The organism is Agromyces mediolanus (assembly GCF_014648575.1).
Lineage (GTDB): Bacteria > Actinomycetota > Actinomycetes > Actinomycetales > Microbacteriaceae > Agromyces > Agromyces mediolanus.
The window spans coordinates 259,037-285,101 of sequence record NZ_BMRJ01000001.1 but is presented as its reverse complement, the minus strand read 5'-3'; the positions used below and the strand labels follow the sequence as shown (position 1 = coordinate 285,101).

The 26,065-nt window shown below is 69.9% G+C and carries 22 protein-coding genes; 12 read left to right on the top strand and 10 right to left on the bottom strand.

Annotated features, from left to right (window positions below; all coding sequences use genetic code 11):
- The first annotated feature begins 40 nt into the window (after nucleotides 1–40).
- The 4 genes from IEY71_RS01270 (at nucleotide 41) to IEY71_RS01255 (ending at nucleotide 5,764) form a co-directional block, all read left to right on the top strand.
- Complete coding sequence (locus IEY71_RS01270; protein WP_189083506.1) at nucleotides 41–835, top strand: TnsA-like heteromeric transposase endonuclease subunit; 795 nt, start codon at nucleotides 41–43, stop codon at nucleotides 833–835.
- A complete protein-coding gene (locus tag IEY71_RS01265) occupies nucleotides 832–2,829 on the top strand; it encodes a TnsB C-terminal domain-containing protein (RefSeq protein ID WP_189083505.1) in 1,998 nt (665 codons plus the stop codon). Before IEY71_RS01270 ends, IEY71_RS01265 begins: the two co-directional genes overlap by 4 nt.
- Nucleotides 2,829–3,869 carry an AAA family ATPase gene (locus IEY71_RS01260; protein WP_189083504.1) on the top strand — a complete coding sequence of 347 codons (1,041 nt, stop codon included), beginning with the start codon at nucleotides 2,829–2,831 and terminating at the stop codon, nucleotides 3,867–3,869. The genes IEY71_RS01265 and IEY71_RS01260 overlap by 1 nt, the downstream gene beginning before the upstream one ends.
- A gap of 485 nt (nucleotides 3,870–4,354) precedes the next feature.
- Nucleotides 4,355–5,764 (top strand): zinc-ribbon domain-containing protein, encoded by a 1,410-nt coding sequence (locus IEY71_RS01255; RefSeq protein ID WP_194483590.1) that lies wholly within the window; start codon nucleotides 4,355–4,357, stop codon nucleotides 5,762–5,764.
- 18 nt (nucleotides 5,765–5,782) lie between these two features.
- Here IEY71_RS01255 and IEY71_RS01250 read toward each other — a convergent pair whose 3' ends face one another.
- The gene (locus IEY71_RS01250) at nucleotides 5,783–7,666 is read right to left on the bottom strand and encodes a DUF7380 domain-containing protein (RefSeq protein WP_189083502.1); all 1,884 of its coding nucleotides are present in this window, start codon (nucleotides 7,664–7,666) and stop codon (nucleotides 5,783–5,785) included.
- 388 nt (nucleotides 7,667–8,054) lie between these two features.
- Between IEY71_RS01250 and IEY71_RS01245 the strand changes: the two genes are divergently transcribed.
- Nucleotides 8,055–8,915 (top strand): SDR family oxidoreductase, encoded by an 861-nt coding sequence (locus tag IEY71_RS01245; RefSeq protein ID WP_189083501.1) that lies wholly within the window; start codon nucleotides 8,055–8,057, stop codon nucleotides 8,913–8,915.
- Between the two features lie 34 nt (nucleotides 8,916–8,949).
- Here IEY71_RS01245 and IEY71_RS01240 read toward each other — a convergent pair whose 3' ends face one another.
- Genes IEY71_RS01240 through IEY71_RS01220 form a run of 5 tightly spaced genes read right to left on the bottom strand, consistent with a single transcriptional unit; the run spans nucleotide 8,950 to nucleotide 14,084 of the window.
- Nucleotides 8,950–9,915: an N-acetylglucosamine kinase gene (locus tag IEY71_RS01240; protein WP_189083500.1), complete on the bottom strand. Its 966-nt coding sequence runs from the start codon at nucleotides 9,913–9,915 to the stop codon at nucleotides 8,950–8,952.
- Entirely contained in the window at nucleotides 9,912–10,823 is a 912-nt protein-coding gene (locus IEY71_RS01235; RefSeq protein WP_189083499.1) for a carbohydrate ABC transporter permease, read from the bottom strand. Before IEY71_RS01235 ends, IEY71_RS01240 begins: the two co-directional genes overlap by 4 nt.
- Entirely contained in the window at nucleotides 10,823–11,776 is a 954-nt protein-coding gene (locus IEY71_RS01230; protein ID WP_229781479.1) for a carbohydrate ABC transporter permease, read from the bottom strand. The genes IEY71_RS01235 and IEY71_RS01230 overlap by 1 nt, the downstream gene beginning before the upstream one ends.
- Before the next feature lie 41 nt (nucleotides 11,777–11,817).
- A complete protein-coding gene (locus IEY71_RS01225) occupies nucleotides 11,818–13,104 on the bottom strand; it encodes an ABC transporter substrate-binding protein (RefSeq protein ID WP_189083498.1) in 1,287 nt (428 codons plus the stop codon).
- A 44-nt stretch (nucleotides 13,105–13,148) separates the two neighbouring features.
- Nucleotides 13,149–14,084 (bottom strand): N-acetylmuramic acid 6-phosphate etherase, encoded by a 936-nt coding sequence (locus IEY71_RS01220; protein WP_189083497.1) that lies wholly within the window; start codon nucleotides 14,082–14,084, stop codon nucleotides 13,149–13,151.
- Nucleotides 14,085–14,178: 94 nt separating this feature from the next.
- On the opposite strand from IEY71_RS01220, the gene IEY71_RS01215 reads away from it, so the two are divergent.
- The 3 genes from IEY71_RS01215 (at nucleotide 14,179) to pbp4b (ending at nucleotide 19,112) form a co-directional block, all read left to right on the top strand.
- Nucleotides 14,179–15,237, top strand: coding sequence for a serine hydrolase domain-containing protein (locus IEY71_RS01215; protein ID WP_189083496.1), 1,059 nt, complete (start codon nucleotides 14,179–14,181; stop codon nucleotides 15,235–15,237).
- Nucleotides 15,238–15,385: 148 nt separating this feature from the next.
- Entirely contained in the window at nucleotides 15,386–16,252 is an 867-nt protein-coding gene (locus tag IEY71_RS01210) for a MurR/RpiR family transcriptional regulator (RefSeq protein WP_189083495.1), read from the top strand.
- A 214-nt stretch (nucleotides 16,253–16,466) separates the two neighbouring features.
- Nucleotides 16,467–19,112 (top strand): penicillin binding protein PBP4B, encoded by a 2,646-nt coding sequence (pbp4b, locus tag IEY71_RS01205; RefSeq protein WP_229781617.1) that lies wholly within the window; start codon nucleotides 16,467–16,469, stop codon nucleotides 19,110–19,112.
- 68 nt (nucleotides 19,113–19,180) lie between these two features.
- On the opposite strand, the gene IEY71_RS01200 is transcribed toward pbp4b, so the two are convergent.
- Together IEY71_RS01200 and IEY71_RS01195 are read right to left on the bottom strand one after the other, a co-directional pair.
- Complete coding sequence (locus IEY71_RS01200) at nucleotides 19,181–19,615, bottom strand: Hsp20/alpha crystallin family protein (RefSeq protein WP_189083493.1); 435 nt, start codon at nucleotides 19,613–19,615, stop codon at nucleotides 19,181–19,183.
- Nucleotides 19,616–19,738: 123 nt separating this feature from the next.
- Nucleotides 19,739–20,251: a methylated-DNA--[protein]-cysteine S-methyltransferase gene (locus IEY71_RS01195; RefSeq protein WP_189083492.1), complete on the bottom strand. Its 513-nt coding sequence runs from the start codon at nucleotides 20,249–20,251 to the stop codon at nucleotides 19,739–19,741.
- An 84-nt stretch (nucleotides 20,252–20,335) separates the two neighbouring features.
- Between IEY71_RS01195 and IEY71_RS01190 the strand changes: the two genes are divergently transcribed.
- The 4 genes from IEY71_RS01190 to IEY71_RS01175 are packed head-to-tail and all read left to right on the top strand — an operon-like array spanning nucleotide 20,336 to nucleotide 24,082.
- Nucleotides 20,336–21,445 carry a hypothetical protein gene (locus IEY71_RS01190; protein WP_189083491.1) on the top strand — a complete coding sequence of 370 codons (1,110 nt, stop codon included), beginning with the start codon at nucleotides 20,336–20,338 and terminating at the stop codon, nucleotides 21,443–21,445.
- Nucleotides 21,446–21,476: 31 nt separating this feature from the next.
- Nucleotides 21,477–21,764 carry a DUF1905 domain-containing protein gene (locus tag IEY71_RS01185; RefSeq protein WP_189083490.1) on the top strand — a complete coding sequence of 96 codons (288 nt, stop codon included), beginning with the start codon at nucleotides 21,477–21,479 and terminating at the stop codon, nucleotides 21,762–21,764.
- Between the two features lie 32 nt (nucleotides 21,765–21,796).
- Nucleotides 21,797–22,621, top strand: a complete 825-nt coding sequence (locus IEY71_RS01180) for an alpha/beta hydrolase family protein (protein WP_189083489.1) — start codon at nucleotides 21,797–21,799, stop codon at nucleotides 22,619–22,621.
- A gap of 36 nt (nucleotides 22,622–22,657) precedes the next feature.
- Entirely contained in the window at nucleotides 22,658–24,082 is a 1,425-nt protein-coding gene (locus IEY71_RS01175; protein WP_189083488.1) for an NHL repeat-containing protein, read from the top strand.
- Nucleotides 24,083–24,112: 30 nt separating this feature from the next.
- Here IEY71_RS01175 and IEY71_RS01170 read toward each other — a convergent pair whose 3' ends face one another.
- The gene (locus tag IEY71_RS01170) at nucleotides 24,113–24,757 is read right to left on the bottom strand and encodes an NADPH-dependent F420 reductase (protein ID WP_189083487.1); all 645 of its coding nucleotides are present in this window, start codon (nucleotides 24,755–24,757) and stop codon (nucleotides 24,113–24,115) included.
- Nucleotides 24,754–25,665: a DMT family transporter gene (locus IEY71_RS01165; protein WP_189083486.1), complete on the bottom strand. Its 912-nt coding sequence runs from the start codon at nucleotides 25,663–25,665 to the stop codon at nucleotides 24,754–24,756. The genes IEY71_RS01170 and IEY71_RS01165 overlap by 4 nt, the downstream gene beginning before the upstream one ends.
- Nucleotides 25,666–26,065: the final 400 nt, after the last annotated feature.

Genomic DNA, 26,065 nt, shown 5'->3' with positions numbered 1-26,065 from the left:
CCGACGGGCCGCGCGCCAGGTCCGCCACATACCTCAAGGTGTGAGCTACAAACCAACGACACGGACCCGCCTCCCCAATGTCATCACTCCCGGCGTTGCGGGGATTTCATGGATCGACCTCAGCGGACGCCGGCACAACCACGTCATATCCCGTGAGACGGGCGCGATGGCGATGTCGGGTGCGCAGCAGCTTCGTAAGAGCTACAACGGCCCGAGCTCCCGAGCGATGCAGGGGCTGTACTGGTCTGCGGCGACGGGCCGCCATCACTGGCATGAGTCCCTGCTCGAGTCCCGAGCGATGCTGTACGCCGAGTACCGAGGGATGGTCGCCGATCTGCTCCCTCAGCCATTGCAGCTGACGTTCGAGGACAGCACCACGCACATCCCCGACATCCTGGTCACGCGTCCCGACGGGGGCCGGACCCTGATCGACGCGAAGTGGCCGGCTGCTCTCAGCGGCTTCGCGGCAGTCTCTGACGCGACGGCGAAGGCCGCCGCGACTCTGGGGTGGGACTACGAGATCTACACCGGCCTGCCCGGAGCTGCTGAGACCAACCTGGAGTGGCTTTCGGCGTTCCGACGTCCGGATCTGACTCCTCCGAAAGAGGTGCGCTCCACCGTCTTCGGCATCGTCGGCCGCGGGGCCCGCTTGGGGGACGTACTGGAAAACGCCGCACCGCTCAGTTCGCCACATGTCTTTCGGATGCTGTGGGACCAAGACCTGCAGCTAGACCTCAGCTCCCCGATGTCCCTCGAAACCGTTGTTTGGACTAACCCCGCCATGACTAACCCCGCACCGTTGAACCCCGTCCACCCCTCCCGAGGTGCCCGTTGACCGCGGCCATCCGTGTCGGCTCCGTCGTCGAGCTGGACGACGGAGATTACGTCGTCGACGCATACGACTTCGCGCGGCTGAAGCTTCGGAACGTAACGAGCGGGGACTATCTGCTGCTAGCCCTGAGGGAACTGGGGGAACGACTCGCTACACCCCCCTCGCCTGTGCTCACCGAGCTTCCGGCGTGGTCGGCCCTCGACAACGACGCCAAGGAGAGGGCGCGGTTCATCGAAAAGCACCTACTCGAAGTGCTCCATGGGACACCGCTCCGCGAACAAGACCCGCCTCGTGATGAGTACGACCCAGAGGACAGCTCGCTCTCAACCCGAATCAAGCGCAAAGCGGCTGAGCTTAGAAACGCCAATCTCAAGGGATTCTCCGAGCGCAACCTTTGGCGACTGAAGGACGCCTACGAGAACGGTGGTCTACCCGCGCTCGTAGAGACAAAGACCCGTGACGAGTTGCCCCTCGACCGGGCAGATCCCCGGTACGTCGAAGAGCTGAAGCTCGTCATCGCAGAGCAGACGCAGGAGTCCACGTTGCCCGCCCCGGTACTCCTCGCGAGGGTCAAGCGTCGCCTGCTGGATAAGCACCCAGGTCAAGCCGTCCCCGTCCCGGCACGGTCTTCCTTTCACCGGCACCTCGCCTACCTGACCAAGGGTGCGTACACCACCGGGAACGCGAAGAATCGACGCACCAACGCTGGAAAGCCGGACTCGACGTACCGAAAGACGCGGGTCCTGCGTCCTGGGCAGCTCTGCGAAATGGACACGACGACGTTCGATGTGATCTGCCTTGACGATGACGGAAACCCCGTACGCCCGCTGCTCACAGTCCTATTCGACGTTGCAACAGGGTGCATCGCGGGCAGCGCGTTCCGCCTCGGGGGCACCAAGGGTTCGGACCACGCGTTCGTGCTGCTTCGCGCGCTCACCCCACGCGAACTTCAACCGGGGCGAGATGATGCTTGGGCCAAACTCGGGCCCCAGCTTCGATGGGCGGAACACATCCCGGCTAACGAGCGCGCACAGCTCGATCTGACTAGGCCGTATATCGTCCCGACCGCGATCACAACCGACAACGGGAAGGACTACCTCGCGCCGGAGTTCGCCGCGGTATGCGCGCGGTTCGGGATCCGGATCAACCGGGCGCGGTCCAGGACCGCGACCGACAAACCGCACATCGAACGGTACTGGGGAACCATCTCAACCAAGTTCGCCGCGCATCTCGCCGGTTTCACCGGCGGGTCGGTCGACCGGCGGGGGCACGCGCTCGAGAAGAAGCCTCTCCTGACTCTCGACGCGCTCAATGAACTGTTCGACGACTGGGTCACCCGTGTGTGGCACAACACCCCGCTCGACGGGCTCCACGACCCGTACTTCCCAAATGTGAAGCTGACACCGCTTGAGGCGTACACCGCCATGTGGGACCTGAGCGCCTGCATCCCGGTGCCGATCTCCCAGCTCGACTTCATCTACGGCCTGCCGACAAAGACCGTCTCAATCCAAAAGACCGGAATGCGTCACGCGAACATCAGCTACGACTCTCCCACCCTCAACCAGTTCCGACTGGTTCCGGGACCTGAGAACGGAGGCTACCGGTACCACTACCATCCGTACGATCCGAGCCGCATCTGGGTCTGGCTTCCCGGTCATGACGCTCCCGTCGAATGCCTCCGCCGCGATGAGCACGTCTTCAGCCTGCCGTTCGCCATCGACAGCTCCGACCGGTATCGAGCGGCGCGCGCTGCAAGGGCAGACGATCATCGCGAGGCGGTCAGTGCGGACGAAGCCGCGATTCTCGCGCGGAGTGGGGACGACCTGCGGTACGCCACCCCACGCGTAGCGGCCGCACGCCGGCTGGCTGCGAAGGAGCAACTCCGCGGACCGTACGCACCACCACCCGTGCCCGCCCTGCCGGAAGCCGAGACAGAACCGGAGTCGGTCGTTGCGATGCAGTCAGTCCGGTTCATTGTGGACGAGGAGGAAGACTGATGCTGCCCCCTGAAACCCCGAACCGACCGCTCACCCGATGGGATGGGCTGACCGAGTTCCTCGGTCGGCCGCTTGAGGAGTTTCCGCGAGAGAGTCGCGACGCCTATCGGTCAATGAGCAAGACCGACCGGAACCGATACGACGAACGGCGCCTCCTTCACATGAACACCGGGTTCGTCATCCAGACCCCCGAGGTTGGTCGGATTATCGAGACGGTCCAAGACTTGCTGTATGAGAACGCGGGCCTCAGCTCGGGGCATGCAGGCCTCCACGTCTCAGGGCCGGGCACCCTCGGGAAGACAACCGCAGCCCTGATCGCAATGCGAACTGTGCACTTGCAAGAAGTGCGACGGCATCCAGGTTGGCTCGCCGACGGACGTGTGCCCGTCGCCTACGTGCTCATCCCTTCAGAGTCCGGAGCTGTCGCGCTCGCGACGAGGATCGCTGAGTTCTACGGATTGACCGTTCGCTCGAAGGAGACGCTGAACTCGCTTACCACCCGAATCTGCGCCACGATCGCGAAAGCCCGCACGAAGCTGATCGTGATCGACGAGTTGCAGCACCTCTCACCTCGGGACCGGTTCGGCCGCCAGTCGTTGTCTTTCCTGAAGGACCTGCACAACCAAGCGGCGGGAGTCACGTTCCTGTACCTGAGCGCCGAGATCACGCCAGGCGAAGCGTTCAGCGGTGACTTCGCGACCCAGATTCGCGGCAGGGTGCAGACCCACCGTGTCGAACGGTACCGATACACGACCCCGACCGAGAAGGAGCTCTGGAAGGAGCTCATCTCAGCAGTCGAGCGTGAACTTCCGCTGTTCGACCACAAAGTGGGCTCGCTCCGTCGACACGCCCAGGAGCTCCACCGACACAGCGGAGGATCAATCGGGGACTTGGTGCGGCTGATGCGGATGGCAGCGACGCGGCAGATTCGCCAGCGCGGTGCGGAGGCGCCCGAGACTATCCGGATCGAAGACGTATTGGCGCTGCAGCCGAGCATGGCGGCGGTCGATCTGATGAAACGGGTCACGGCAGTAGCATGATCGGCGCCATCCCGTACCTTTCCCGTCCCCGTGTCCTGAACATGGAGACGCCGGCGAGCTACGCACAACGACTGGCTCAAGCGAACGGCGAGTCGGACCTCCATGTTGCTGCGTACCTCCGAGGGTTGCAGCACTCACACGATGGTGGTGATGACGCCCGGCTGCTGATCTACGTGCAGGAGAAGGGGTTGGTCGAGTCTGCCCGATTCCACTGGGAAGCGAAACTCAGAGCACACCAGGACGGTTCTTGCCACCCCTGCTGCACCATGGGTTTGGAGTCCCGAGTCGGATGCTCCCGCTGCGCTCACGGGGAGCCGTACCCCCAAGTACCACACCTTGGCGGAAACGTGTGCCTCCGTCACCGGCGATGGACGGCCCCGGGCGTCGCCGCAACGGAGCAGCGGTCTGTTTCACCCGCGCATGTCAATGCTGAGCGGAAGTACCGGCGTCTGCTCGCCCGAGATCGGATCTCCGCACGGCTACACATGGAGGTGCGAGACATTCTCCGCAGAATCTCTCGAGGCTCACACTCCGATGCTGACTATCTCCTGTTCCCGGTCCTTGTCCGGCTGATCGGTCTGATCACCGCACCGTGGTTCATCGCCGACTACTTCAACCCGCTCCGTAGCTTCGAACGACGCTGGGAACTTCTGCTTACCGAGACCCAACACCGTGTACCTGAAAACGCCGAGCTTGTCGCGCAACACCTGGCGCTGCTGCTCAGACCTGTCGCGGCCAGCGCAGCCACCCGGAGTGCTGCTGCGGGCGCCTGGGCGCACGATTTGGACGTGACAGCAGCCTCGACCGCATGGTCCCAGATCCAGGGTCCGTTCCAGCATTTCGGGGGCTACCTCAAAGCAGTAGGTTTCACCGTTGAGACGCTCGCGGACCACACCGCGGCGTTCATCCACCACAACGGAGAACTTGGACTCACACGGTCAGAACTTCCATCGGTGAACGGGTCAGCGCAAGTGATCTGCCGCAACGGCCACGTCCGACAAACCCACCGCGCAACCGTCATGACCGCGTATCGCAACCAGCGCGTCAACTGCCGAGTCTGTTCGATGCGCGAGCTCGTGATCGGTGTCAACGACCTAGCGACGCTCTTCCCGCAGTTCGTGAAGTGGTTTGACGTGCCGGAAAACGGGTGCAACCCCTCAGAGACGCTCGGCGGCGGTGCGCGCAAATACCACTGGAAGTGCGACAACGGTCATCGGTTCCGCCGCACCATCTGGGTGATGCAGCAGACACAAGGGCGGTGCGGCATCTGTACCGGACGGACAGCCGACGAAGGAGTGAACACGCTAGACGTCACCCATCCAGACCTCGCACCGAGGTTACACCCCACCCGCAACTCGCTGTCCGCGTCTCAGATCAAGCACACCTCGCCCAGAACCATGTGGTGGCTCTGCGATGAAGGGCATGCGTACCAGCTCCCGGTCATCGTACGAGTGAAGATGACAACTGCCGGCTGCGGGAAGTGCACCAATCGACATACGATCCCTGGCAAGAACGATATCGCGGAGGTCGCGCCGCACCTTGTGCCGGAGTTTGACGTCGAGAAGAACGGGATCACCCCGGACCGAGTCCATGCAGGAACAGCCCGCGTCCTCTGGTGGGTCTGCCCGAAAGGTCATTCCTACCCTGCGTCCGCACGATTCCGAGTACATCGCGGCACCGGCTGCAGCGTCTGCAACAACAAGCGCCTAGTCGAAGGCGTCAACGACCTCGCCACCCGCTTTCCGGAGACAGTGATCGACTGGGCAGACTCGAACCCGTTGCCGCCGAACAAGGTCATGAACCTCAGCGTTCCGATCGATTGGTTGTGCCAGAAGGGGCATACAGAACAAACAACTACTCGTGTGCGCGCGAAACGCGGATGCAAAGAGTGCTGACCCGCCGCTTGCTGCAAGCTACCCGTGGAAGGGACACCCGCGCGCACCCACCCTGCGCTGACACGTACCGCGGCCGTTCGCGCGGGCCTTACCGCACAGCTTCGGGCCCACACCCGAGTCGTGCTCGCTGCGGTGCTCCTCTGCCCGAACCATGTTGAAGTAGGGAACGAAGGCCAACCGAAGGGCGAGCCACCAAGCGAAGACCACGTCAGCGCCAGCTGCTTCAACGTCGCTGACAAGCCCATGCGCTACTCGGTTACGGAGGTTCGGTCCGAGCGGGCCGCAGTACAACGCCCGCATGTTCCATGCCAGGTCGTACCCGAGCGCCTCATCCGCCCCGTCGAGTTCCATCAACGCACTTAGACCGGGTTCGATCTCGGTGTCGTCCACACGAAGGTTGCGAGTTTCTATTCCATCCCGGTGCAGCGCGGCACGAACGCAGGCTTCTGTGACGGGCGCCAACAGGTGAACAGCTTCGGCAAACCTCCCGTAGTAGCCGTGGTGCAGACCCCGCGCGTACAGATTCTCGACCTCCGGCGGCACGAACGGTGACGCGCTCACCATCAATTTGAAGTCGCCCAACGAAAGACGGAAGGCCGCACTGAGGCTCCAGAGACCCGGCCGGATGTAACTCTGAGCAAGGAGATCAATCCTCTGATGGAAGTGCTTGACCATCTGAGACCAGACACCGTTCTCAACTCCCATATGCGTGCGACTACTTGACGAGCTGTGCAGTTTCCGCCCATCCGCCGCGACGGTCGAACTACCGAATATGTGTGTCAGTGGGTGCTCGCGAATGAGCATCTCCGCATCGCTCTTGGCGGTTTCGAATGCGTCGAGCTCATAGTTGACGAACCAACTCGCCAACGCGTCGATCGGCATTTCCTCGGCAGCGAACGACTCCGCGAGTTCACGGATCGAGCTGACGTCAATTGGGTCGCTGACGAAAGATGTGAACTCGCCCAGCGCCTGTTCGCCGTGCTCGCGAACAATCGCCGGAAGACGGCTGAGGCGCTCTGTCACGGCGGCGCTTCGGAACTTGCGGGGAATCGCCCGATAGGTGTTGTAGGCGTTGGCGAAGAAGTCACGTGCCACCAGATGCGAATCTTCTGCACGGCTGACCGCTTCATCCCACCACGTGTCGCCAATGAGCTCGTGTAGCCGCGCGTGACGCTCGGCTGCGTCGCCGCCGCGGACCCAGCGCAACGCCTCTTCGAGGAACGTCCGCTGGCGGCGGGCCACTGCGGAGCGCAGCCCTCTCGATTCCATCTGAAGCGCGACTTCGTCGTCATGCTCGCCGAAGTACCTCGCCCGGCGCATCACTCCGGCTGCCCGAAGGGCGGCAATATCGTCATCGGACCGAAGGACAGCGAGCGCCTGCTCCGTAAGTCGCCCCGCCGATTCAGCCATGCGGTAGCGCGCGGCAATCTCTGCAGCGCGTATCCAATCTTCGCCCTCGCTTCTTGCGAGCACACGTGTGAACCCGGATGCAATCCAGAGTTCCACGGCGCGGGCAGCATGTTCGATCCGCTCAGTTCTGCTGGTCGTTCGGAGGTGGAGTACATCGCTCACTCGTGCAGCGAGCTGTGAACCCGGGAGGGTTGGCGCCAGTTCGTGAAGGAATCGAAGCTGCCCCTCATCAAGGTCTGAAGGAAGGGCGGACCGCCAGTCTTCGAACTGTGCGAGCGGTTTATACGGCATGTCCCAGCTGTCGCCGTCGAGCATCATGCCACTCACCGTCTGAACGATGCGCAGACCTTCGGAGGCGATCGGGTCTTCATCTTGCAACTGTTCGGCGAGCTCCCCGAGACGCCGCCAGGCCTCCATCGGATCGAGATCGAAGACAGCACGCCAGTTGTGCTGTTCGAGCGCGGCAACGAGTTCTTCCGGCGTGCTTTCCACGGTGTGGACGTTACCCGGGCGCGGCTGACGTTACCTACTGACTAACACTGACTACCTACGATGGGTTGACCGGCCCAGCCGCAACAGCGGCGCACACCGACGGCGGCTGGATCCTGGCCACTGGGGTCTGTCGCTGCCAACCGGATTTCTACTGCCAGCCGAGATTCGTCCGCTGCCGGACAATTCGAGATGCTGCCAGTTAAGCGGAGACCTCACAGCAGCCGTGGGTGAAGATCTTCGGGCGCTCGATGCGCAGATCCGCAAGACTTACCTGCATGTGGGTACCTTACCGGAAAGTGGGTACCCGCCAGAAGGAATGCACGGCCCGAGGCATCCGGTTGGCCCTTGATGACGCCGGAGGGGCCGGCGCTTCCGAAAGGACCACCGCATGACCATCCTCGTCACCGCCGCCTCCGGCCAGCTCGGCCGCCTCGTCGTCGACGCTCTGCTCGAGCGCGGGGTCGCCCCCGCCGAGCTCGTCGCCACCGCCCGCGACGCCGCGAAGCTGCAGTCCGCCGCCGAGCGCGGCGTGCGCACCGCTGTGCTCGACTACGACCGCCCCGAGACCATCTCCGCCGCCCTCGACGGCGTCGACACCGTGCTGCTCATCTCGGGCAGCGCGCCAGGCGCCCGCGCCGTCGGTCACCGCAACGTCATCGACGCCGCGAAGGCCGCCGGGGTCGCGAAGCTCGTCTACACGAGCGTGCCGAACGCGACCACCGCCGAGTTCGTGCTCGCGCCCGACCACAAGGCCACCGAGGAGGCGATCGCCGCCTCGGGCGTGCCCGCCGTCATCGCCCGGCACAACTGGTACACCGAGAACTACGTCGGCGACGTGCAGCAGGCCGCCGAGTCGGGCACGATCGTCGCGAGCGTCGGCGACGGCAAGGTCGCGAGCGCCACCCGGGCCGACCTCGCCGCGGGGCTCGCGGCGCTGCTGACCGAGGACGGCCACCTCGGCGCCGTCTACGACTTCTCGGGCGAGCACGCCTGGGGCTACGAGGAGCTCGCCGCCGCGGCATCCGAGCTCACCGGCCGCGAGGTCGCGTTCACCCCGGTCTCGAGCGAGGAGCACGTCGCCGCCCTCGAGGCGGCCGGCCTCGACGCGGGCACGGCCGGCTTCGTCGCGGGCATCGACGACGGCATCCGCCGCGGCGTCCTCGCGAACGCCGACGGCACGCTCGCACGCCTCATCGGCCGCCCGACGACCTCGCTCGTCGACGGCCTCCGCCAGGCGATCTCCGCCTGAGCCGCGGCCGGCCGCGGAAGCGCGCCCCGGCTGCTCAGCCGAGCCAGAGCGACGGCGCGCGGGCGACGAGCTCGCCCCGCGCCGCCCGCTCGGCGAGCAGCAGCGCGCCGTCGAGCGGATCGCCGAGCGGCGCCCGCACCTCCGCGTCAGGGCGCAGCGCGGCAAGCGTCGCCCCGAAGCGTTCCACGAGCGTCCCGCCCGCGCCGAACAGGCCGCCGGTCGCCGCAACCCGCGGCGCGAGTCCGGGCACGAGCGCCGCGGCGGCGCTCCGGGCGGCCTCCGCCCCCGCCTGGGAGACGATCGCGAGGGCGGCCCCGTCGCCGTCGGCGGCGAGCGCGACGACATCGGGCACGAAGCCCGCGAGCACCCCGGCACGGTCGTCCCGGGTGTAGAGCTGCGCCGGCCAGCCGAGCGGTTCTCCGAAGCGGGCGCGCGCGGCCTCGAGCAGGGCGGCGCCCGAGGCATCCACTCCGTCGTGCGCGAGCAGGGCGGCCTCGAGGCCGCGCCGTCCGATCCACGCGCCGCCGCCGCGGTCGCCGAGCAGATGCCCCCAGCCGTCCACGCGGTGCCAGATCTCGTGCCCGTCGGAACCGAAGGCGATCGCCCCGGTGCCGAGGGCGACGATCGCGCCCGACTCGCCGCCGAGCGCGCCGAGGTGGGCGGTGACGGCGTCGATCGCGACGGCCACGGCGGGCGCCGGGGCGTCCGCGGGCCGAGCGGACTCGAGCTGCGCTCGCAGCTCGACGGCCAGCGCGGCAGGATCGGCGACGAGCGTGCCGAGCCCCGTCGAGCCGAGGCCGACGCCCTCGACCGCGGCGACGTCGTCCGGCCACTGCTCGCGCGCCCGGCGGAGCAGGGCGAGCGCCGTCGCCGGCGCCGAGCTGCCGGATCCGGTCACCCCGACCCGCTCCCCCGCGAGCTCCCGGCGCGGCCCGGCGACGCCCAGCAGCGCGAGGCGACTGCCGGAGCCGCCGAGGTCGATGCCGAGCCGCAGGGTCACTTGCTCATGCCGGCGGTGAGGCCCGAGACGATCTGCTTCGTCGCGAGCAGGAACAGCACGACGAGCGGGATCGTCGCGAGCGTGAGGCCCGCGAAGAGCGTCGCCCAGTCGGTCTGGTACTCGCCGAAGAAGCGCGTGATGCCGACCGGCAGCGTGTACGCCGACTGGTCGCGGATCAGGATCAGCGGGTAGAAGAAGTCGTTCCACACCGGCACGAAGCGGAACACGATGACCGTCGCGATCGCCGGGCGCACGAGCGGCAGGTGCACCCGCCAGAAGGTCATGAACGGCCCCGCGCCGTCGAGGCGTGCGGCCTCGTCGAGCTCGATCGGCAGCTGCCGGAAGAAGCTCGCGAGCACGAACGTCGAGAACGGGATGCCGAGGGCGCCGTAGACGAGGATCAGGCCGCCGAGGTTCGAGATCAGGCCGGCCGCGTCGAGCATGAAGAACAGCGGCAGGATCGCGAGGTACACGGGCAGCATCAGCCCGGAGAGGAAGAGCCCCTCGAGCGTCGCGAACAGCTTCGACTTCGTGCGGGCGAACGCGTACGCCGCGAGCAGCGACACCGCCGTCGACAGCAGCACCGACGCCACCGTCACGAAGATCGAGTTGAAGAAGTAGGTGTCGAAGGACGCGGTGATCCACGCCTTCTGGTAGCTCGTGAAGTTCGGCGGCAGCGGCAGCCCGAGCGGATGCTTCGCCATGTCCTGCGTCGTGCGCAGCGAGTTGGAGAGCATGAGCAGCAGCGGGGCGATCGAGATCGCGGCGTACAGCCAGAGGAAGGTGCTCGAGGCGACGCCGCCGGCCGTGACCTTCTGGCGGCGGCGCGGGGCCGCGGGGCGCCGCCGGGCGGGTGGGCGCTCGCCGGGTGCCGCGTCGGCGGTGCTGGGGGAGATCGTCGCGGTCATCAGAAGAGCTTCCGTTCGGCCCGGCGCATGAGCCAGGTGATCAGCATCGAGATGCCGAAGATGAAGAGGAACAGCAGGGTCGCGATGGCCGAGCTCGTGCCGATCGCGTTCGAGGAGCCGGACTCGAAGGCCGTGCGGTAGAACAGCAGGCTGAGCACGTCGGTCGCGCCGGCCGGGTTGCCCTGCGAGCCGCCGAGGGCGTACGGGATCGGGAACGCCTCCATCGCGCCGATGAAGGTCAGCACGCTGACCGTGCCGATCGCGGGGACGAGCATCGGCAGCGTGATCGAGCGGAAGCGCTGCCACGAGCTCGCGCCGTCGAGCGAGGCGGCCTCCTCGATCTCCTCGGGGATGCCGCCGAGGGCGGCGCCGTAGAGCAGCACGGGGAAGCCGATCCACTGCCAGGCCGTGACGAAGACGACGACCCAGATCGCGGTCTGCGGGTTGCCGAGCCAGGGCTGGGCGATCTCGCCGAGGCCGATCGTGCGGAGCACCGCGTTCACCGGGCCGAACAGCGGCGAGAGCATCAGCGACCACAGGTAGCCGATGACGAGCGGGGAGACGAGGTACGGCAGCGTGTACATCGTCTGGAAGAAGCGCTTGAAGCGGCGCACCCGGTGCAGCAGCGTGGCCAGTCCGAGGCCGACCGTGTTCTGGAACAGCATCGCGCCGACGAAGAGCAGCACATTGTGCACGAAGGCGTTCGGGATGTCCTCGCTGTAGGGCAGCTTCGTGAACAGCGTCAGGTAGTTCTCGAGGCCGACGAAGTCGCCGCGCACGATGCCCGTCCACCCGAAGAACGAGTAGCTGAGCGCGGTGAGCAGCGGGTAGGCGATGAACACTCCGAAGAGGATCAGCGCCGGGAGGACGAAGACCATGCCCGTCCGTCGGGTCAGGGCGATGCCCGTGTTCCCTCGGCGGCGGGGCGCCGTGGTCATGCTGGTGGCGGACATGGTCTTCGTTCCTCGCTATCGGGCGGTACTCGGGAAGGCGGTCACTCGCCGGGCGTGAACCACTGCGAGATGCCGGTCTGGAGCGCGGCGGCGGCGCCGGCGGCGTCGGTCTGCCCCAGGAACATCTTCTGCACCTCGGCGCCGAGCACGGCGGTGCCGAGCGGCTCACCGTACCGGAAGTCGACGAGCAGGAGGTAGGGCGCCTGGCCGTCCTCGTAGTTCGCCCACGCCTCCTTCATGACGGCATCCTCGTACTCGACGCCGGGGATCGCGGAGAACTGGTTCAGCTCGTCGGCGACGAGCTGGCCGAACTCGGGCGTCGCGAACCAGTTCAGCAGCTCGAGGGCCGCCTCCTTGTTCTTCGACTTGGCGTTGATCGCGAAGTTGCCGTCGGCGTACGCCGGCGAGACGGGGGCGTCGAGGACCGCGCCGTCCGGGACCGGCACCTGGTAGGAGCCGAACTCGAGGTCGGGCGCCTGGTTGCGGAAGGTGGCGATCTCGAAGGAGCCGCCCGGGAACTGCGCGGCCTGGCCCGAGGTGAACTGGATCTGGCTGTCGGTGTAGCTCACGCCGACGACGTCGGGGGTGAGGTACTTCTGCAGCTCCGTGATGATGCCGAGCGACGCGACGTAGTCGGGGTCGTTGAAGTCGGTCTCGCCGGAGAGCACCTTCTGCTCGAACTCCGAGCCGCCGTAGCGGGCGCTGCCCACGATGTCGGCGAAGATCGGCAGGATCCAGTCGTCCTTCGCGCCGAGCGCCATCGGGGTGATCCCGGCGGCGAGGAGCTTCTCCTGGACGTCGATGAACTCGGCCCAGGTGGTGGGCACCTCGAGGCCCTGCTCCTTGAAGATCTGCTTGTTGTAGAACATCTGCAGCGTCTGCGTGGCGAGCGGGACGGCGTAGGTCTTGCCGTCGGCCTTGCCCTTCGCACCGGCGATGACGCTCGGGGCGATCGCGTCGAGGCCGTCGACGTCGCCGTCGATGGGCTCGAGCTGGCCGGCCTCGACGTTCGGCTGCAGCTGGCCGTAGGCGCGCACCATGGGCACGTCGGGGCCGTCGCTGCCGGCGAGGCCGGTGGTCAGGATCTGGTTGTACTCGGTGTTCTGGAACGCCTCGAACTCGACGGTGATGCCGGGGTGCTCCTCCTCGAACACGTCGAAGATCTTGTTGTACGCCTCGACGTCTTCGGTGCGCCAGGACCAGACCTTCAGCGTGACGTCGTCGCCCGTCGCCTGCTCGCCGCCGCTCGATCCGCTCGGCGCGCACGCGCTGAGCAGGAGGGCGGAGCCGGCCAGGAGGGCCGCGCTCGCAAGGATACGTCGCCTCATCGTGATTCTCCTTCGTTGTGGTGGTGCATGGGGGATGGTGCAGGTCAGTGGGATGCCGCGGCGAGCGCGTCTCGGACCGCGCCGCCGTGCGCGGCGAGCAGCCGCCGGGCCTCGTCGACGGCGAGTCCGCCGTTGGCCGCGACGATCGCGGTCTTCAGCTCGCCGCCGGCGGCGCCGAGCAGTTCGAGGGCGGCGTCGCGGTCGAGGCCGGTGGCCTGCTCGAGGATGCGCACGGTGCGCAGCCGGAGCTTGTCGTTCGTCGCGACGACGTCGACCATGAGATTCGACCACGTGCGTCCGACGGCGACCATGAGCGCGGTGGAGAAGCCGTTCAGGACGAGCTTCTCGGCGGTCGCGGCCTTCAGCCGGGTCGAGCCGGTGAGCACCTCGGCGCCGGTGGCGAGCACGAGGTCGACGTCGGCCAGCGGGGCGAGGGCCGCGTGCGGGTTGCTGGAGATGAGCGCGGTGCGGGCCCCGGCGGCGCGGGCCGCGGCGAGCGCGCCGCCGACGTAGGGGGTGTTGCCGCTCGCGGCGAGGCCGATGGCGACGTCGTCGGGTCCGACGCCGGCGGCGGCGAGACGCCCCTCGGCCTCGGAGTCCTCGGCGTCCTCGACGGCGTTCACGAGGGCGGCCGGGCCGCCGGCGATGTGCGCGACGACGCGTCCGGCTTCGAGGTTGAAGGTGGGCAGGAGTTCGGCGGCGTCGAGCACGCCGAGCCGCCCGGAGGTGCCGGCGCCGAAGTAGTGGATGGTGCCGCCACGACGGAAGCGCTCGGCGGCGAGGTCGACGAGCTCGGCGAGCTCGGGCAGCACGGCGGCGACGGCCTCGACGGCGACGCGGTCTTCGGCGTTCAGCAGGCGGAGCACCTCGAGGCTCGACTTCGCGTCGAGCTCGGACGAGGCCTCGAGCCGCTCCTCGGTGGGCGAGAGCGGGCGCTCGCCGTCGTTTCGGCGATCGAGCAGGAGGTCGTTGGTGCTCATCAGCGGTGCTGAATCCTTCACTTCGGCGGGCTGGTTCCGACTCAGTATGTACAAAAGTGTCGCGTTTGGGAAGTTCAGGGATTATTTTTTTCATATGCGTTGCGAAACCGTCACCATCGAGGGGCTCGTCGACGACGCCCTCCGCCGCGGCATCGGCTCGGCCGCGTCCGCGATCCTCGCCGTCGACGGCGTGCCGCAGCTCGAGCACCACGCGGGGACCGTGCGCCGCTGGGACGCCCCCGGCGTCGCGAGCACCGGCGAGCATGCCGCCGTCGGCGCATCCACCCGCTTCGACCTCGCCTCGGTGACGAAGCCGATCGTCGCAGCCGCCCTGCTCGCCGAGCTCGACGCCCGCGGCCTCGACGCCGCGCTGCCGGCGGCGGAGCTGCTGCCCGAGTTCCGCGAACCGGCGCTCCGCACGGTCCCGCTCGCCCGGCTGCTCTCGCACACCGCGGGCTTCGCGCCCGAGTGGCCCGACCGCGCCCCCGACCCCGGCGCCGTGCGGTTCCGCGCCGGGGCGCGGCCCGTCGCGCCGGCCGGGTCCGCCCACCGGTACTCCTGCGTCGGCTTCATCTGGGCCGGCCTCGCCGCCGAGGCGCTCGCCGCCGCCCCGCTCGACGCCGTGGTGCAGCGCCGAGTGCTCGACCCCCTCGGCATGCGCGAGACCGGCTTCCGGCCGGCGCCCGAGCTGCGCGAGCGGATCGCCGCGACCGAGTGGCAGCCCGGGCGCGGGCTCGTGCACGGGGAGGTGCACGACGAGACCGCGGCGGCCATCGGCGGGGTGAGCGGCAACGCCGGGCTCTTCGGCACCTCGGCCGACCTGCTGCGCTTCGCCGAGGCACTGCGCACCGGCGGCACGGCGGACGCCGGGCGGGGCCTCGCACCGTCGGTGGTCGAGGCCATGACCCGGCCGGCCCCGCTGCCGGACGACCCGGGGTTCGGCCAGGCCCTCGGGCCGCGGCTCGACGAGGGCTGGATGCGCGGGCTCGGCCCGTCGACCGCGGGCCACACCGGCTTCACCGGCACCGCGTTCGCGACCGAGCCCGGCGGCCGCCGCTCGCTCGTGCTGCTCGTGAACCGGGTGCACCCCTCGCGGGACTCCGACGCGATCCACACGCTCCGCGCCCGTGTCGCCGAGGCGGCCGGGCGATGAGCGCGCCGCTCCGCGGCCGCCCGCGTGTGCCCGGCCGCACGGGGCCGGGATCGGTAGTATTCGACTCCAGGCCGGTGCCCCGCGGTGGGCGCACATCCCGCCGGCCGCGACGCCGCTCGGGCGCCGCCGACGCCGTGGGAGGCCGCTCATGACCGACGTGTTCGTCGCCCTCCGCCAACGGATGCCGCAGCTGTCCAAGTCCGAGCGGCACATCGCGGAGCTCGTGCTCGAGCGTCCGGCCGTCGTCGTGGAGTCCACGATCACCCGGCTCGCCGAGCTCGCCGACACCTCCCCCGCCTCCGTCGCCCGCTTCTGCCGGGCCGTCGGCTACGCCGGCTACAAGGAGTTCCGCATCGCGATCGCCGCCGCGAACAGCCGCGAGGAGGCCGCGCGCGAACTGTTCCGCGTCGACGACGCCGAGATCGACGCCTCGGACTCCGCCCTCGACGTCGTCACGAAGGTCGCCTACCAGGAGGCGAGGGCGATCGAGGAGACCGCGCGCGGCATCGACCTCGACGCCCTCGACGCGGTGGTGGCCGCGCTGCGCACGGCTCCGCGGATCGACATCTTCGGCGCCGGCTCGAGCGGGCTCACCGCCCAGGACCTGCAGCTGAAGCTGCACCGGATCGGCATCCCGAGCTTCTGCTGGACCGACGCGCACCTCGCCCTCACCTCCTTCGCCCTGACCGGCCCGGGCAGTGTCGCGATCGGCATCTCGCACTCGGGGCAGACCCTCGAGCCGAACCAGATGCTCGCGCTCGCCCGCAGCCGCGGCGCGACGACCGTCGCGATCACGAACTACCCCGACTCGCCCCTCGCCGCCGCGGCCGACCGGCTGCTCGTGACGAGCGCCAGGGAGTCCCGGTACCGGACCGGGGCCATGTCGAGCCGGCTCGCGCAGATGGCGATCGTCGACTTCCTCGTCGTCCGACTGCTCCAGGGCGAGATCGACCGGGCGGGCGAGCTGCTGCGGCTCACCTACGAGGCCGTGCAGGCGCACCGGCTCGACGGCTGAGCGCCCGGCCCGCTGGGCAGAGGGGCGCGACCGCAGCGGATCGGACCTCTGAAAAAATACTTCACCAATCCGATCAGTTCTGATAATTTCTTCCATCAACGCCCCCGGCCGACTCCCCCGGCTCCGATCCCGAGCCCTCCGGTCGGGCGCCGATGCGGCGTACCCGCCGACACGATTCCCGTCAGAACGCACTGGAGCATTCAACGTGAAGATCATGAGACGGCTCGCCGTCGTCGCGGCGAGCTCGCTCGCCCTCGCCCTGCTCGTCGACGCACCCGCGGCCCAGGCCGCCGCGCCGCCCGGCCTCGTCGTGCACTACAGCGACGCCACCGCCAGCCCGTCCGGCGCCGTCACCGCGCAGCTGCTCGACGGCACCGCCCCCAGCTCGACCGAGGTCGGCGCCGACGCCTACGGCGAGGTCACGAGCTTCGCCTTCGACGCGCCGATCGACGGCACCGTCGGGCTGCGCGTCACGGGCGACTCGGCCTTCGCCGACGACCTGCGCTACGTCCAGGCCGAGGGCGGCAGTGCCGAGGTCTGGCTCGTCGACGGCGACCCCCGCGTCTACGGCGCGCCGATCGAGATCGACCCCGCGAAGCTCCGCGTGCAGGACCGCCGCGCCTACCTGCCGGTGAGCGCCCTCGCCGAGCTCGTCGACCTCCGCTACCAGTACGGCAAGAACGGTTACCGTTTCGACGGCTCGCCGACCGGCAGCCTCGACATCCTGACCCTGTACCGCGGCCGCGACTACTTCGAGATCGCCGTCGACACGAACCGCATCGGCTCGAACGTCACGGGGAACATGCTGAACGCCTACACGGAGCTCGTCTTCGACGACGTCGAGGGCTTCCGCGACGGCGGCGAGTACTACCTCTCGCTCGGCGCCATCGAGCGCACCCTGCAGCTCGGCACCCTCGTGCACCCGAACGGCACCTACCTGCTCGAGCCGCAGCGCGTCGCGCACGACCGCCTCGTCGAAGCGGCCCCCGCGAGCGTGGGCTTCGACGAGGCGAAGCTCGCCGAGCTCGACGCCTTCGTGCAGCGCCAGGTCGACGCCGGCGGTCCCGCCGTCGCCGTCTCCGTCACCAAGGACGGACGCCTCGTGAAGGACGACGCCTGGGGCTTCGCCGAGAAGTACTCGACGAGCACCGGCCCCGACGGCGAGACCGTGCCCGCGGCGCTGCTGCCGGAATCGGAGTGGACCCCCGCGACGAGCGACACGATCTTCGACCTCGCCTCGAACAGCAAGATGTACGCGACGAACTACGCCATCCAGCGCCTCGTCGGCGAGGGCCGGCTCGACCTCGACCGCACCCTGCAGAGCTTCCCCGGCTGGGAGGACTTCACCGACGCGAACTCCGAGTACACGGGCAAGTGGACGGTCGGCGGTCCTGGCGGCATCCCCGCCGTCTACACCGGCAAGGAGACCGTCACGATCCGGGACATCCTGCACCACGTCGGCGGCATGATCCCCGACCCCGAGTACCCGAACCTCACCTCGGCCGGCGGCCTCTGGTACCAGAACGACGACCCCGACCAGCGCGCCGGCATCATCGACGCGATCTCGCGGACGCCGCTGCGCTACACCCCGCGCACGGTCTTCGCGTACAGCGACGTCGACTACATGATCCTCGGCCTGCTCGTCGAGCAGATCACGGGCCAGCGCCTCGACGTCTACCTGGAGCAGGAGTTCTACGGCCCGCTCGGGCTCGCCGACACGGGCTTCCGCCCGCTCGAGGCCGGCGTCGACCCGGCCCGCATCGCCGCGACCGAGCTGAACGGCAACACCCGCGACGGCAACGTGACGTTCGGCGTGCAGGGCGACGGCACCCCGGTGCCGATGCGCCACGAGACCCTGCGCGGCGAGGTGCACGACGAGAAGGCGTTCTACTCGATGGGCGGCGTCGCCGGCCACGCCGGGCTGTTCTCGACCGCGGGCGACATGGCCGTGCTCACGCAGCTCATGCTGAACGGCGGCGTCTACGACGGTCGCGAGTACTTCCCGACGGACGTGGCGGATGCCTTCGTGCAGCCCTTCGCGGTGAGCCCCTCCGGGCTCGGGGCCTCGACCATCGGGCTCGGCTGGCGCCTGCACTCGCAGAACGCGGCCGCGTACTACTACTTCAACTGGGGCCCGAGCCGCAGCACCTACGGCCACCAGGGGTGGACGGGCACGCTCACCGTGATCGACCCGCTGCACCAGATGACGATCACGATCCTCACGAACATGCGCCACTCGCCGGTCGTCAGCCCGCCGAACGGCTTCGCCGGGGCGGAGTACGACGTGTCCGACCTCGCGCCGGTCTCGGCGATGGTGTACCGTGCCCTCGTGGGCGACGAGCCCGACTTCACCGCCGAGCGCACGGTCGCCGCCGTCGACCCGGTGACCGTGGACCACGGCACGAGCGAGGCCGAGGCGCTCGCCGCGCTGCCCGCGACGGTCGTCGTCCGCGACGAGGACGGGGCCGATCACGAGCTGCCCGTCGCCTGGTCGCTCGCGGGATACGACGGAGCCCGCGCGGGCGACTACGCCGCCACGGGCGAGCTGCAGCGACCGGCCTGGCTGGTGGCCGCGGACGGCGCCGAGCTGCTCACCGCCCAGGCGACGGTGACGGTGCGGGCGGCCGAGGGGCCGGGCACGGGCGGTCCAGGTACTGGCGGGCCGGGGACGGGTCAGCCCGGAACGGGTCAGCCCGGAACGGGCGGGCCGGGCACCGGCCAGGGCGGCGGCTCGTCGTCCGGCGACCTCGCGGAGACCGGCATTCCGGCCGGGCTCTGGGCCGGACTCGGTGCGCTCGTGCTCGCGCTCGGCGCACTCCTCGCCGGCCTCGGCATCCGTCGCCGCCGCGCGATGCGATAGCCGGACGGTCAGGAACGGAGCGGGGCGGTGCGCCGTGCGCACCGCCCCGTTCTCCGTCTCGCCGCGGCTCAGCTCGCCGCGACCTCCTTGGGTGCGTCCGCGCCGGCGGCCTGACGCACCTCGACCTTGCGCGGCTTCGCCCGCTCGGACACGGGCAGCAGCACGCTCAGGACGCCGTTGTCGTAGTGCGCGCTGATCGACGCGGTGTCGATGCCCTCGCCGACGCTGAGCTGGCGGAGGAACGAGCCGCTCGGCCGCTCGTGCGCGAGCCACTTCACGCCCTCGTCGCCGCGCAGCGTGCGCTCGGCGCGGATGGTCAGCAGCTGGCCGTCGATGTCGATGTCGATCGAGCCCGGGTCGACGCCGGGGAGATCGGCGGAGAGCACGTAGTGATCGCCGTCGCGGTGCAGATCGATCGGCATCATGCGCGGCCCCTGCCGCGAGTCGAGCATGGTGGCCGCGAGCCGGTCGAGGTCGCGGAACGGGTCCCAGGTCAGTGCCATGAGCGTCTCCTCTCACTCGGTGCGGGCCGCGGGTGAGCGGCCCGAGGTTTCAGAGTTGAGTCGCATCGACTCAACACAGTCAGATTAGCACTCGACCCAGGAGAGTGCCAACGCTGCGAGGGCTCAGAACAGCCGCCGCTGCGCCACCACCTCGGCGCCCTCAAGCTCGAGCAGCGTGCGCTTGCGCTCCAGCCCGCCCGCATAGCCCGTGAGCGAGCCGTCGGCGCCGACGACCCGGTGGCACGGCACCAGGATGCTGATCGGGTTGTGGCCGACCGCGCGCCCCACCATGCGGGCCAGGTTCCGGTCGCCGAGCCGGAGCGCGAGCTCGCCGTACGTCGTGGTCTCGCCGAACGGGATCTCCCGAAGCATCCCCCACACCCGGTGCTCGAACTCGTCGCCGGCCGGATCCATCGGCACGTCGAAGTCGCGGCGGTGCCCGGCGAGGTAGTCGTCGAGCTGCCGCGCGAGCTCCGTGAGCAGCGGGTCGGCCGAGGCATCCGCCGACGCCCCCAGCGAGCCCGCGGCCGGCGGGTGCCAGTGCGCCGGGAAGTAGAGCCCGGCGATCCCGCCCGCGTCCGCGACGACGAGCAGCTCGCCGAGCGCGGTCGGCAGGGTGGCATGGCGGCGGGTCATGCCCCCATTCTCGCCGCGCCGCGGCGGGCGGGAGCCGCATCGGACAGCGGAATTCGGACCTCTGCGCCGGACTAGGCTGATCGGATGCCTCAGCTCCCCCGCGTCGCCGGCGCGCACCTCGTCGGATCCGTCAACCAGCCCACCGCCGAGGCTGTCTTCCGCCTGGCGGCGGGCGAGCTCGGCGCGGCGCTGCCCCGCATCCCCGACGGCGAGGTGGGCGAGCGCTTCCACTGGATCCTGTTCCAGGGCGCCGCGTTCGACCGCGTCGCCGGGCTCGTGCGCGCGCCCATCGACCCGATCGTCGTCGCCGGCTTCGACCTGCGGCCGCTCCTGCTCGACGGCACGGTGCCGGCCGAGGAACTGTCGTTCGGCCCGCTCGGCTACGCCGCCGCCGCGATCGAGAGCCACGCCGAGTTCGTGCGGCTGCGGGAGGCGGGCGTCATCCCCGACGGCACCCGCTTCCAGGTCTGCCTGCCGTCGCCGCTCGCGCCGGTGACGAGCTTCGTGGCGCCGGACGATCGCGCCGCCGTGTATCCGGCCTACGCCGCGGCGCTCGTCGGGGAGCTGCGCGCGATCGCGGCGGCGATCCCCGCCGAGGAGCTCGCGGTGCAGCTCGACCTCGCCACCGAGTTCGCCTACCTCGAGGGGATCAGCCTGGGCGGCGGTCCGCTCGAGGCCTTCTTCGCGGCCGCGGACGGTGCAGCCGACGACCGCGGCGCCGACGCGCTCGCAACCGAGGTCGCGCGCCTCGCCGCCGAGCTCGCCGACGCCGTGCCGGCGGGCGCCGAACTCGGCTTCCACCTCTGCTACGGCGACGTCGGCGAGAAGCACTTCGTCGAGCCGCAGGACGCCGGCCGCCTCGTCGCCGTCGCCAACGCGCTCGGTGCCGCCGTCTCCCGCCGCATCGACTGGGTGCACCTGCCGGTGCCGATCGAGCGGACGGATGCCGCCTACGCGGCCCCGCTCGCCGGCTGGGCGCTGACCGCCGCGACGACGCCGTTCCTCGGGCTCGTGCACCACGAGGACGGGGTCGACGGCGCGCTCGCCCGCCTCGCCCCCGCGCGCGAGGCGTTCGCCGCCGCGGGCGTCGCCGAATTCGGCATCGGCACCGAGTGCGGCTTCGGCCGCGGGCCCGCCGAGCGCACCGCCGCGCTGCTCGCCCTGCACCGGGAGATTCTCGCCGCCGCGCGGTAGCGACGTCGGCGGCGGCCGCTACGCTCGGCGCATGCGCATCCGATTCGAGGCCGAGATCTACGAGTGGGAGGCCCGGCGCAACTGGTTCTTCGTCGATGTGCCGCCCGAGCCGAGCGCCGACATCTCCGAGCAGCCGCGCATGCCCCGCGGCTTCGGGGCGGTCAAGGTCACGGTCTCGCTCGGCGGCAGCACCTGGAGCACCTCGATCTTCCCGAGCGGCGGGGTCTACGTGCTGCCGCTGAAGCGGGCGGTGCTCCGCGCCGAACAGGTGGGCGAGGGCGACACCGTGCTCGTCTCGCTCGACGTGCACGACGGTTGAGGGGTGTCGGCGGCCGCGGGTAGCGTCACCCCATGAGCGAGATCTCGGGCACGACGAGCGGCGGAGTCCCCTACACGGCGCGCGCGGCGAGGCATCCCGACGCCCCCGTTGTGGCCGCCTGGCACCTGCTCGACCCGCCGAACACGCCCGCCGCCATGGCCTCGGCGCTGCCGCTCGCCGGTCTCGACGCGCACCTCCTCTGCCTCGGCCTGCCGCTCAGCGGGGCGCGCGCCGTGCACGACGGCTTCGAGGCGCTGCTCGGCAGCGGCATCGATCTGGTCACCGAGTTCTTCGGGCCCATGCACGAGCAGGCGAACGACGAGTTCCCGGGCGCGCTCGCCGAGCTCCGCGAACGGCTCGGCGCCGCCCCCGAGGCACCCCTCGTCGTCCTCGGCGGCTCCGCGGGCGCGTCGGTCGCCGCCGAGGTCGCCGTGACCCACGGCGCAGCGCTCGGCCTCCGCGCCGCGGTGCTCGTGAACCCGATGCTGCGGCTGCGGCCCATGGTCGACGCGATGGCCGAGTTCCTGCCCGAGCCCTACCGCTGGACGGATGCCTCGAGCGCCGTCGCCGCCCGCATGGACTTCGTGGCCCGCGCCGACGAGCTCCGCAGGCTCGGCACCCCGTTGCTCATCGTCGAAGGCGACGCCGACGAGGCGCCCTTCCTCGACGCGGTTCGCGCATTCGACCGGCTCGAGCTCGCCGAGGTGCGCTACGTGCCCGGCGTCGAGCACGCCCTCGCCGAGTGGCCGGGCGACGAACCCGCGCCCCAGACCGCCGCCGCCCGCGCCTACGACGAGATCGTGAGCGGCTGGCTGCAGTCGGCGCTCGCCCGCCGATTCCCGGAACGGCTACAGTAGAGGCCGCCAGCACTGGGGATGCCAGACGGGGGACATATGTCGAAGCTTCGCACCACCGCGCTCGCCTCGTGCGCGCTCGCGCTCGCCGCCCTCACGGCGTGCACCGCCCCGCCGACCGCCACGCCCACGCCGAGCGCACCGCCGAGCGCGGCAGCGACCCCGCCGCTCCCGGCGGGCGAACTCGAGGTGGTGTACCAGGCGCCGCAGGTCAGCGAGGTCGACCGCAGCACGAGTCCGATCATGCAGCCGGGCGTCTCGATCTCCGAGCGCTGGATCGCCGTCGCCTCGGCGCCGGCCGGTACGCTCACGGTGTTCGACCGGGCCACCCTCGACGAAGCCTGGTCCGTTTCCGGCGGCCCGGCCGACTGGGGTCCGTGCGGCGAGCCGTACTTCCTCTCCGAGCAGCGGCTCGTGCTGCTCACCGGTATCGAGGGCGGCGGGCCCTGCTCGCGCTTCGTCGTCTACGACCTCGAGAGCGGCGAGGCGGTCGACGGCTTCGAGTTCGTGACGGCGGAATACCAGGGCACGAAGAGCTACGAGCAGGTCACCGGCACCGCGGCCGTCGACGGCCGGCTATGGTTCGTCACCGCGTACCACGGGCTCGGCTTCCTCGACCCGAAGACGGGCGAGCCCGAGGGCGTCCTCGATTCCGCCGAGCTGGGAGCCTTCAGCGACGACAGCGGGCGGGCGCACGTCAGCTCGCTCGCCGTCGATCCCGAATCCGGGCTGCTCGTCACGACCCTGCTGCACGGCGAGCTGATCGGCGACGCGCCCGCCTCCGACGTCTACGGCATCCGTGTCGACGGCACCGAGGCCGAGGTGGTCTGGAAGTTCGGCGACACCATCGACGGCAACGCCGCGCTCGGGGTCGGCGAACTCGACGCAGCCGACCCGTTCCTCTTCGTCGACGACCGCGAACCGGGCGTGCTCGCCATCGCCGAGCTCGCCGACGGCAGCGCGGTGCTCGGCCGTCTCGACCCCGAGACCGGGCGGATGCCGGCGCCGATCTCACCGGCCACGCCGGTCGACTTCGCGGCGGGGCTCACGGACGGCCACGGCGCCTACGAGGTCGTCGGCGATCTGCTCGTCACCGGCGCGAAGGATCCCGACGGCGGCTCGCTCGACCTCGTCGGCTACGACCTCGTCACCGGCGAGGAGCGCTGGCGCACGACGCCGCCGGCGCCGTTCACGGCGACCCTGCAGGACGTGAGCATCGGCACCGACGGCGAGCTGTACGCGCTGAGCATCGGCCTCGTGAACGGCGACACCGCACTGAACCGCATCGACCCGGAGACGGGCGAGAGCACCGAGAGCTGGGAGATCCCGTCGGGACTCTTCGGCGAGACCGGGTTCACCGCGCGGGTCGTCGACGATGCCGTCGTGCTCGTCTACGAGAGCACCCAGACGATCGCGTTCCCGACGTCACCGCTCGTGATCCTGGCCTCCGAGCAGCGCGACTGACGCCCGAGCGCGCAGCAGGCTCGAGCGCGCCTACGCGGCGCGCTCGGCCTTCGCGAGGTTCGCGACGAGTTCCTCACGGCCCTGCGCGCCGGCCGAGTACGCGGGCTGATCGCGCTCGACCCGCCAGCTCTCGGCGAGCGGCCCGACGTTCACGGTGTCGTAGCCGAACTCGTCGTAGATCCGGGCGACGGCGGCCGCGGCATCCTCGTAGTCGCTCGCGGTGGCGAGCGCGCGACGGTTCGGGGCACCGGCCGGGCGCCCCTCGGTGGTGATGTCGGCGGCGGTGATGTGGTTGAAGCCCTTCGCGACCCGGCTCGTCGGCAGGTGCGCCTGGAGCATGCCGCTCACGGTGTCGCGCCCCTCGTCGAGGACGGGGACGTGCCCGTCGCGCTCCCAGTAGTAGTTGTTCGTGTCGATCACGATCTTGCCGGCGAGCGGCTCGACCGGCACCGACGGGTACGCCTTGAACGGCACGGTCACCACCGCGAGGTCCGCCGCCGCCGCGGCCTCCTCCGCGGTGGCCGCGCGCGCCTGCGGGCCGAGCTCGGCCACGAGCTCCGCGAGCGTCTCCGGGCCGCGCGAGTTGGCGATCACGACCTCATAGCCGTTCGCCACCGCCGCTCGGGCGATCTGACTGCCGATGTGTCCTGCGCCGATGATTCCGAGGGTCGTCATGCAGAGGTGGAACGCTCCGGCGGGGCGATTGCTTCCCCGACCGAGGCATCCTGCCGATGTCGGGTCACGAGGTAGGAGCCGAGCAGCACGAGGACGAAGCCGACCACCGTCCACACCGTGACCCGCTCGCCGAGCACGAGCACGCCCGCGACGATCGCGACCGCGGGGTTCACGTAGGTGATCGTCGTCGCCTTCACCGGGCCGATCTCGGCGATGAGCCCGACCATCAGCAGGAACGCGAGCGCGCTGCAGACCACCGCGAGCACGAGCACCGCCACGACGACCTCCGTCGAGGGCCAGCTCGTCGGCACCCCGCCGGTGAGCAGCACGAACGGCACGAACACGACGGCCGCCCCCGCGAGCGAGACGGCGACGATGCCGACGCCCGGCAGATCGGACATCCAGCGGGCGAGGATGGCGGGGCCGAGCGCGTAGCCCACCACCACGACGCCCATCTCCGCCACGGCGAAGAGGTCGGAGCCCGCGACGTCGAGGCCGACGAGCGCGGCGACGCCGAGCATGCCGAGCAGGATGCCGAGCCAGTTCACTCCGGACAGGCGCTCCGGGCGGCCCATCAGGAAGGCGATCGCGACGCCCGCGAGCGGGACGGCCGCGAGCAGGAGTCCCGCGGTCGAGCTCGGCAGGTGCTGCTCGGCGGAGCTCAGGAAGTACCAGGGGAACACGATCTCGACGAGCGTGTACGCGAGCATCGGCTTCCACCGCTTCAGCACGGGCCAGACCTGGTGGCGGAAGAGCGCGAGCGGCAGCAGCAGGATGGCCGCGAGCCCCGAGCGCGCGAGCACGACCATGCCCGGGTCGAGTTCCGACACCGCCACCTTGATGAAGAGGTAGGGGATGCCCCACGCGATCCCGAGCGCGGCGAACAGGATGATCCCCCGGCGAGTCACCCGCCCATTCTGCTGCGTCGCGGGCCCGAGCGCGCGGGCATGGCTGCCGTCCTCCCGCGACATCCGGCCACCTCGGGGGCGGGGTCCGGCCGGCTTGCCGTCAGTATTTGCGGGTGCGTCGGCGCCGGCACCCGCAAAGACTGACGGCTTGCCGCGGTGGATGGTTCGCTGGGCGGGGCTGGGGAACCACGGGTTGGTTCGCTGAGCTTGTCGAAGCGCGGGTTGGTTCGCTGAGCCTGTCGAAGCGCGGGTTGGTTCGCTGAGCCTGTCGAAGCGGAGGTTGGTTCGCTGAGCCTGTCGAAGCGGGCGTTGGTTCGCTGAGCTTGTCGAAGCGGGCGTTGGTTCGCTGAGCCTGTCGAAGCGGGCGTTGGTTCGCTGAGCTTGTCGAAGCGGGACGGGG

Excerpts from the sequence above, each read along its gene's own strand:
- IEY71_RS01260 (WP_189083504.1), top strand. The coding sequence starts at position 2,829 with ATGCTGCCCCCTGAAACCCCGAACCGACCGCTCACCCGATGGGATGGG.
- IEY71_RS01255 (WP_194483590.1), top strand. The coding sequence starts at position 4,355 with ATGGAGGTGCGAGACATTCTCCGCAGAATCTCTCGAGGCTCACACTCC.
- IEY71_RS01245 (WP_189083501.1), top strand. The coding sequence starts at position 8,055 with ATGACCATCCTCGTCACCGCCGCCTCCGGCCAGCTCGGCCGCCTCGTC.
- IEY71_RS01235 (WP_189083499.1), bottom strand. The coding sequence starts at position 10,823 with ATGACCGCGACGATCTCCCCCAGCACCGCCGACGCGGCACCCGGCGAG.
- IEY71_RS01230 (WP_229781479.1), bottom strand. The coding sequence starts at position 11,776 with ATGTCCGCCACCAGCATGACCACGGCGCCCCGCCGCCGAGGGAACACG.
- IEY71_RS01225 (WP_189083498.1), bottom strand. The coding sequence starts at position 13,104 with ATGAGGCGACGTATCCTTGCGAGCGCGGCCCTCCTGGCCGGCTCCGCC.
- IEY71_RS01220 (WP_189083497.1), bottom strand. The coding sequence starts at position 14,084 with ATGAGCACCAACGACCTCCTGCTCGATCGCCGAAACGACGGCGAGCGC.
- IEY71_RS01215 (WP_189083496.1), top strand. The coding sequence starts at position 14,179 with ATGCGTTGCGAAACCGTCACCATCGAGGGGCTCGTCGACGACGCCCTC.
- IEY71_RS01210 (WP_189083495.1), top strand. The coding sequence starts at position 15,386 with ATGACCGACGTGTTCGTCGCCCTCCGCCAACGGATGCCGCAGCTGTCC.
- pbp4b (WP_229781617.1), top strand. The coding sequence starts at position 16,467 with ATGAGACGGCTCGCCGTCGTCGCGGCGAGCTCGCTCGCCCTCGCCCTG.
- IEY71_RS01200 (WP_189083493.1), bottom strand. The coding sequence starts at position 19,615 with ATGGCACTGACCTGGGACCCGTTCCGCGACCTCGACCGGCTCGCGGCC.
- IEY71_RS01195 (WP_189083492.1), bottom strand. The coding sequence starts at position 20,251 with ATGACCCGCCGCCATGCCACCCTGCCGACCGCGCTCGGCGAGCTGCTC.
- IEY71_RS01190 (WP_189083491.1), top strand. The coding sequence starts at position 20,336 with ATGCCTCAGCTCCCCCGCGTCGCCGGCGCGCACCTCGTCGGATCCGTC.
- IEY71_RS01185 (WP_189083490.1), top strand. The coding sequence starts at position 21,477 with ATGCGCATCCGATTCGAGGCCGAGATCTACGAGTGGGAGGCCCGGCGC.
- IEY71_RS01180 (WP_189083489.1), top strand. The coding sequence starts at position 21,797 with ATGAGCGAGATCTCGGGCACGACGAGCGGCGGAGTCCCCTACACGGCG.
- IEY71_RS01175 (WP_189083488.1), top strand. The coding sequence starts at position 22,658 with ATGTCGAAGCTTCGCACCACCGCGCTCGCCTCGTGCGCGCTCGCGCTC.
- IEY71_RS01170 (WP_189083487.1), bottom strand. The coding sequence starts at position 24,757 with ATGACGACCCTCGGAATCATCGGCGCAGGACACATCGGCAGTCAGATC.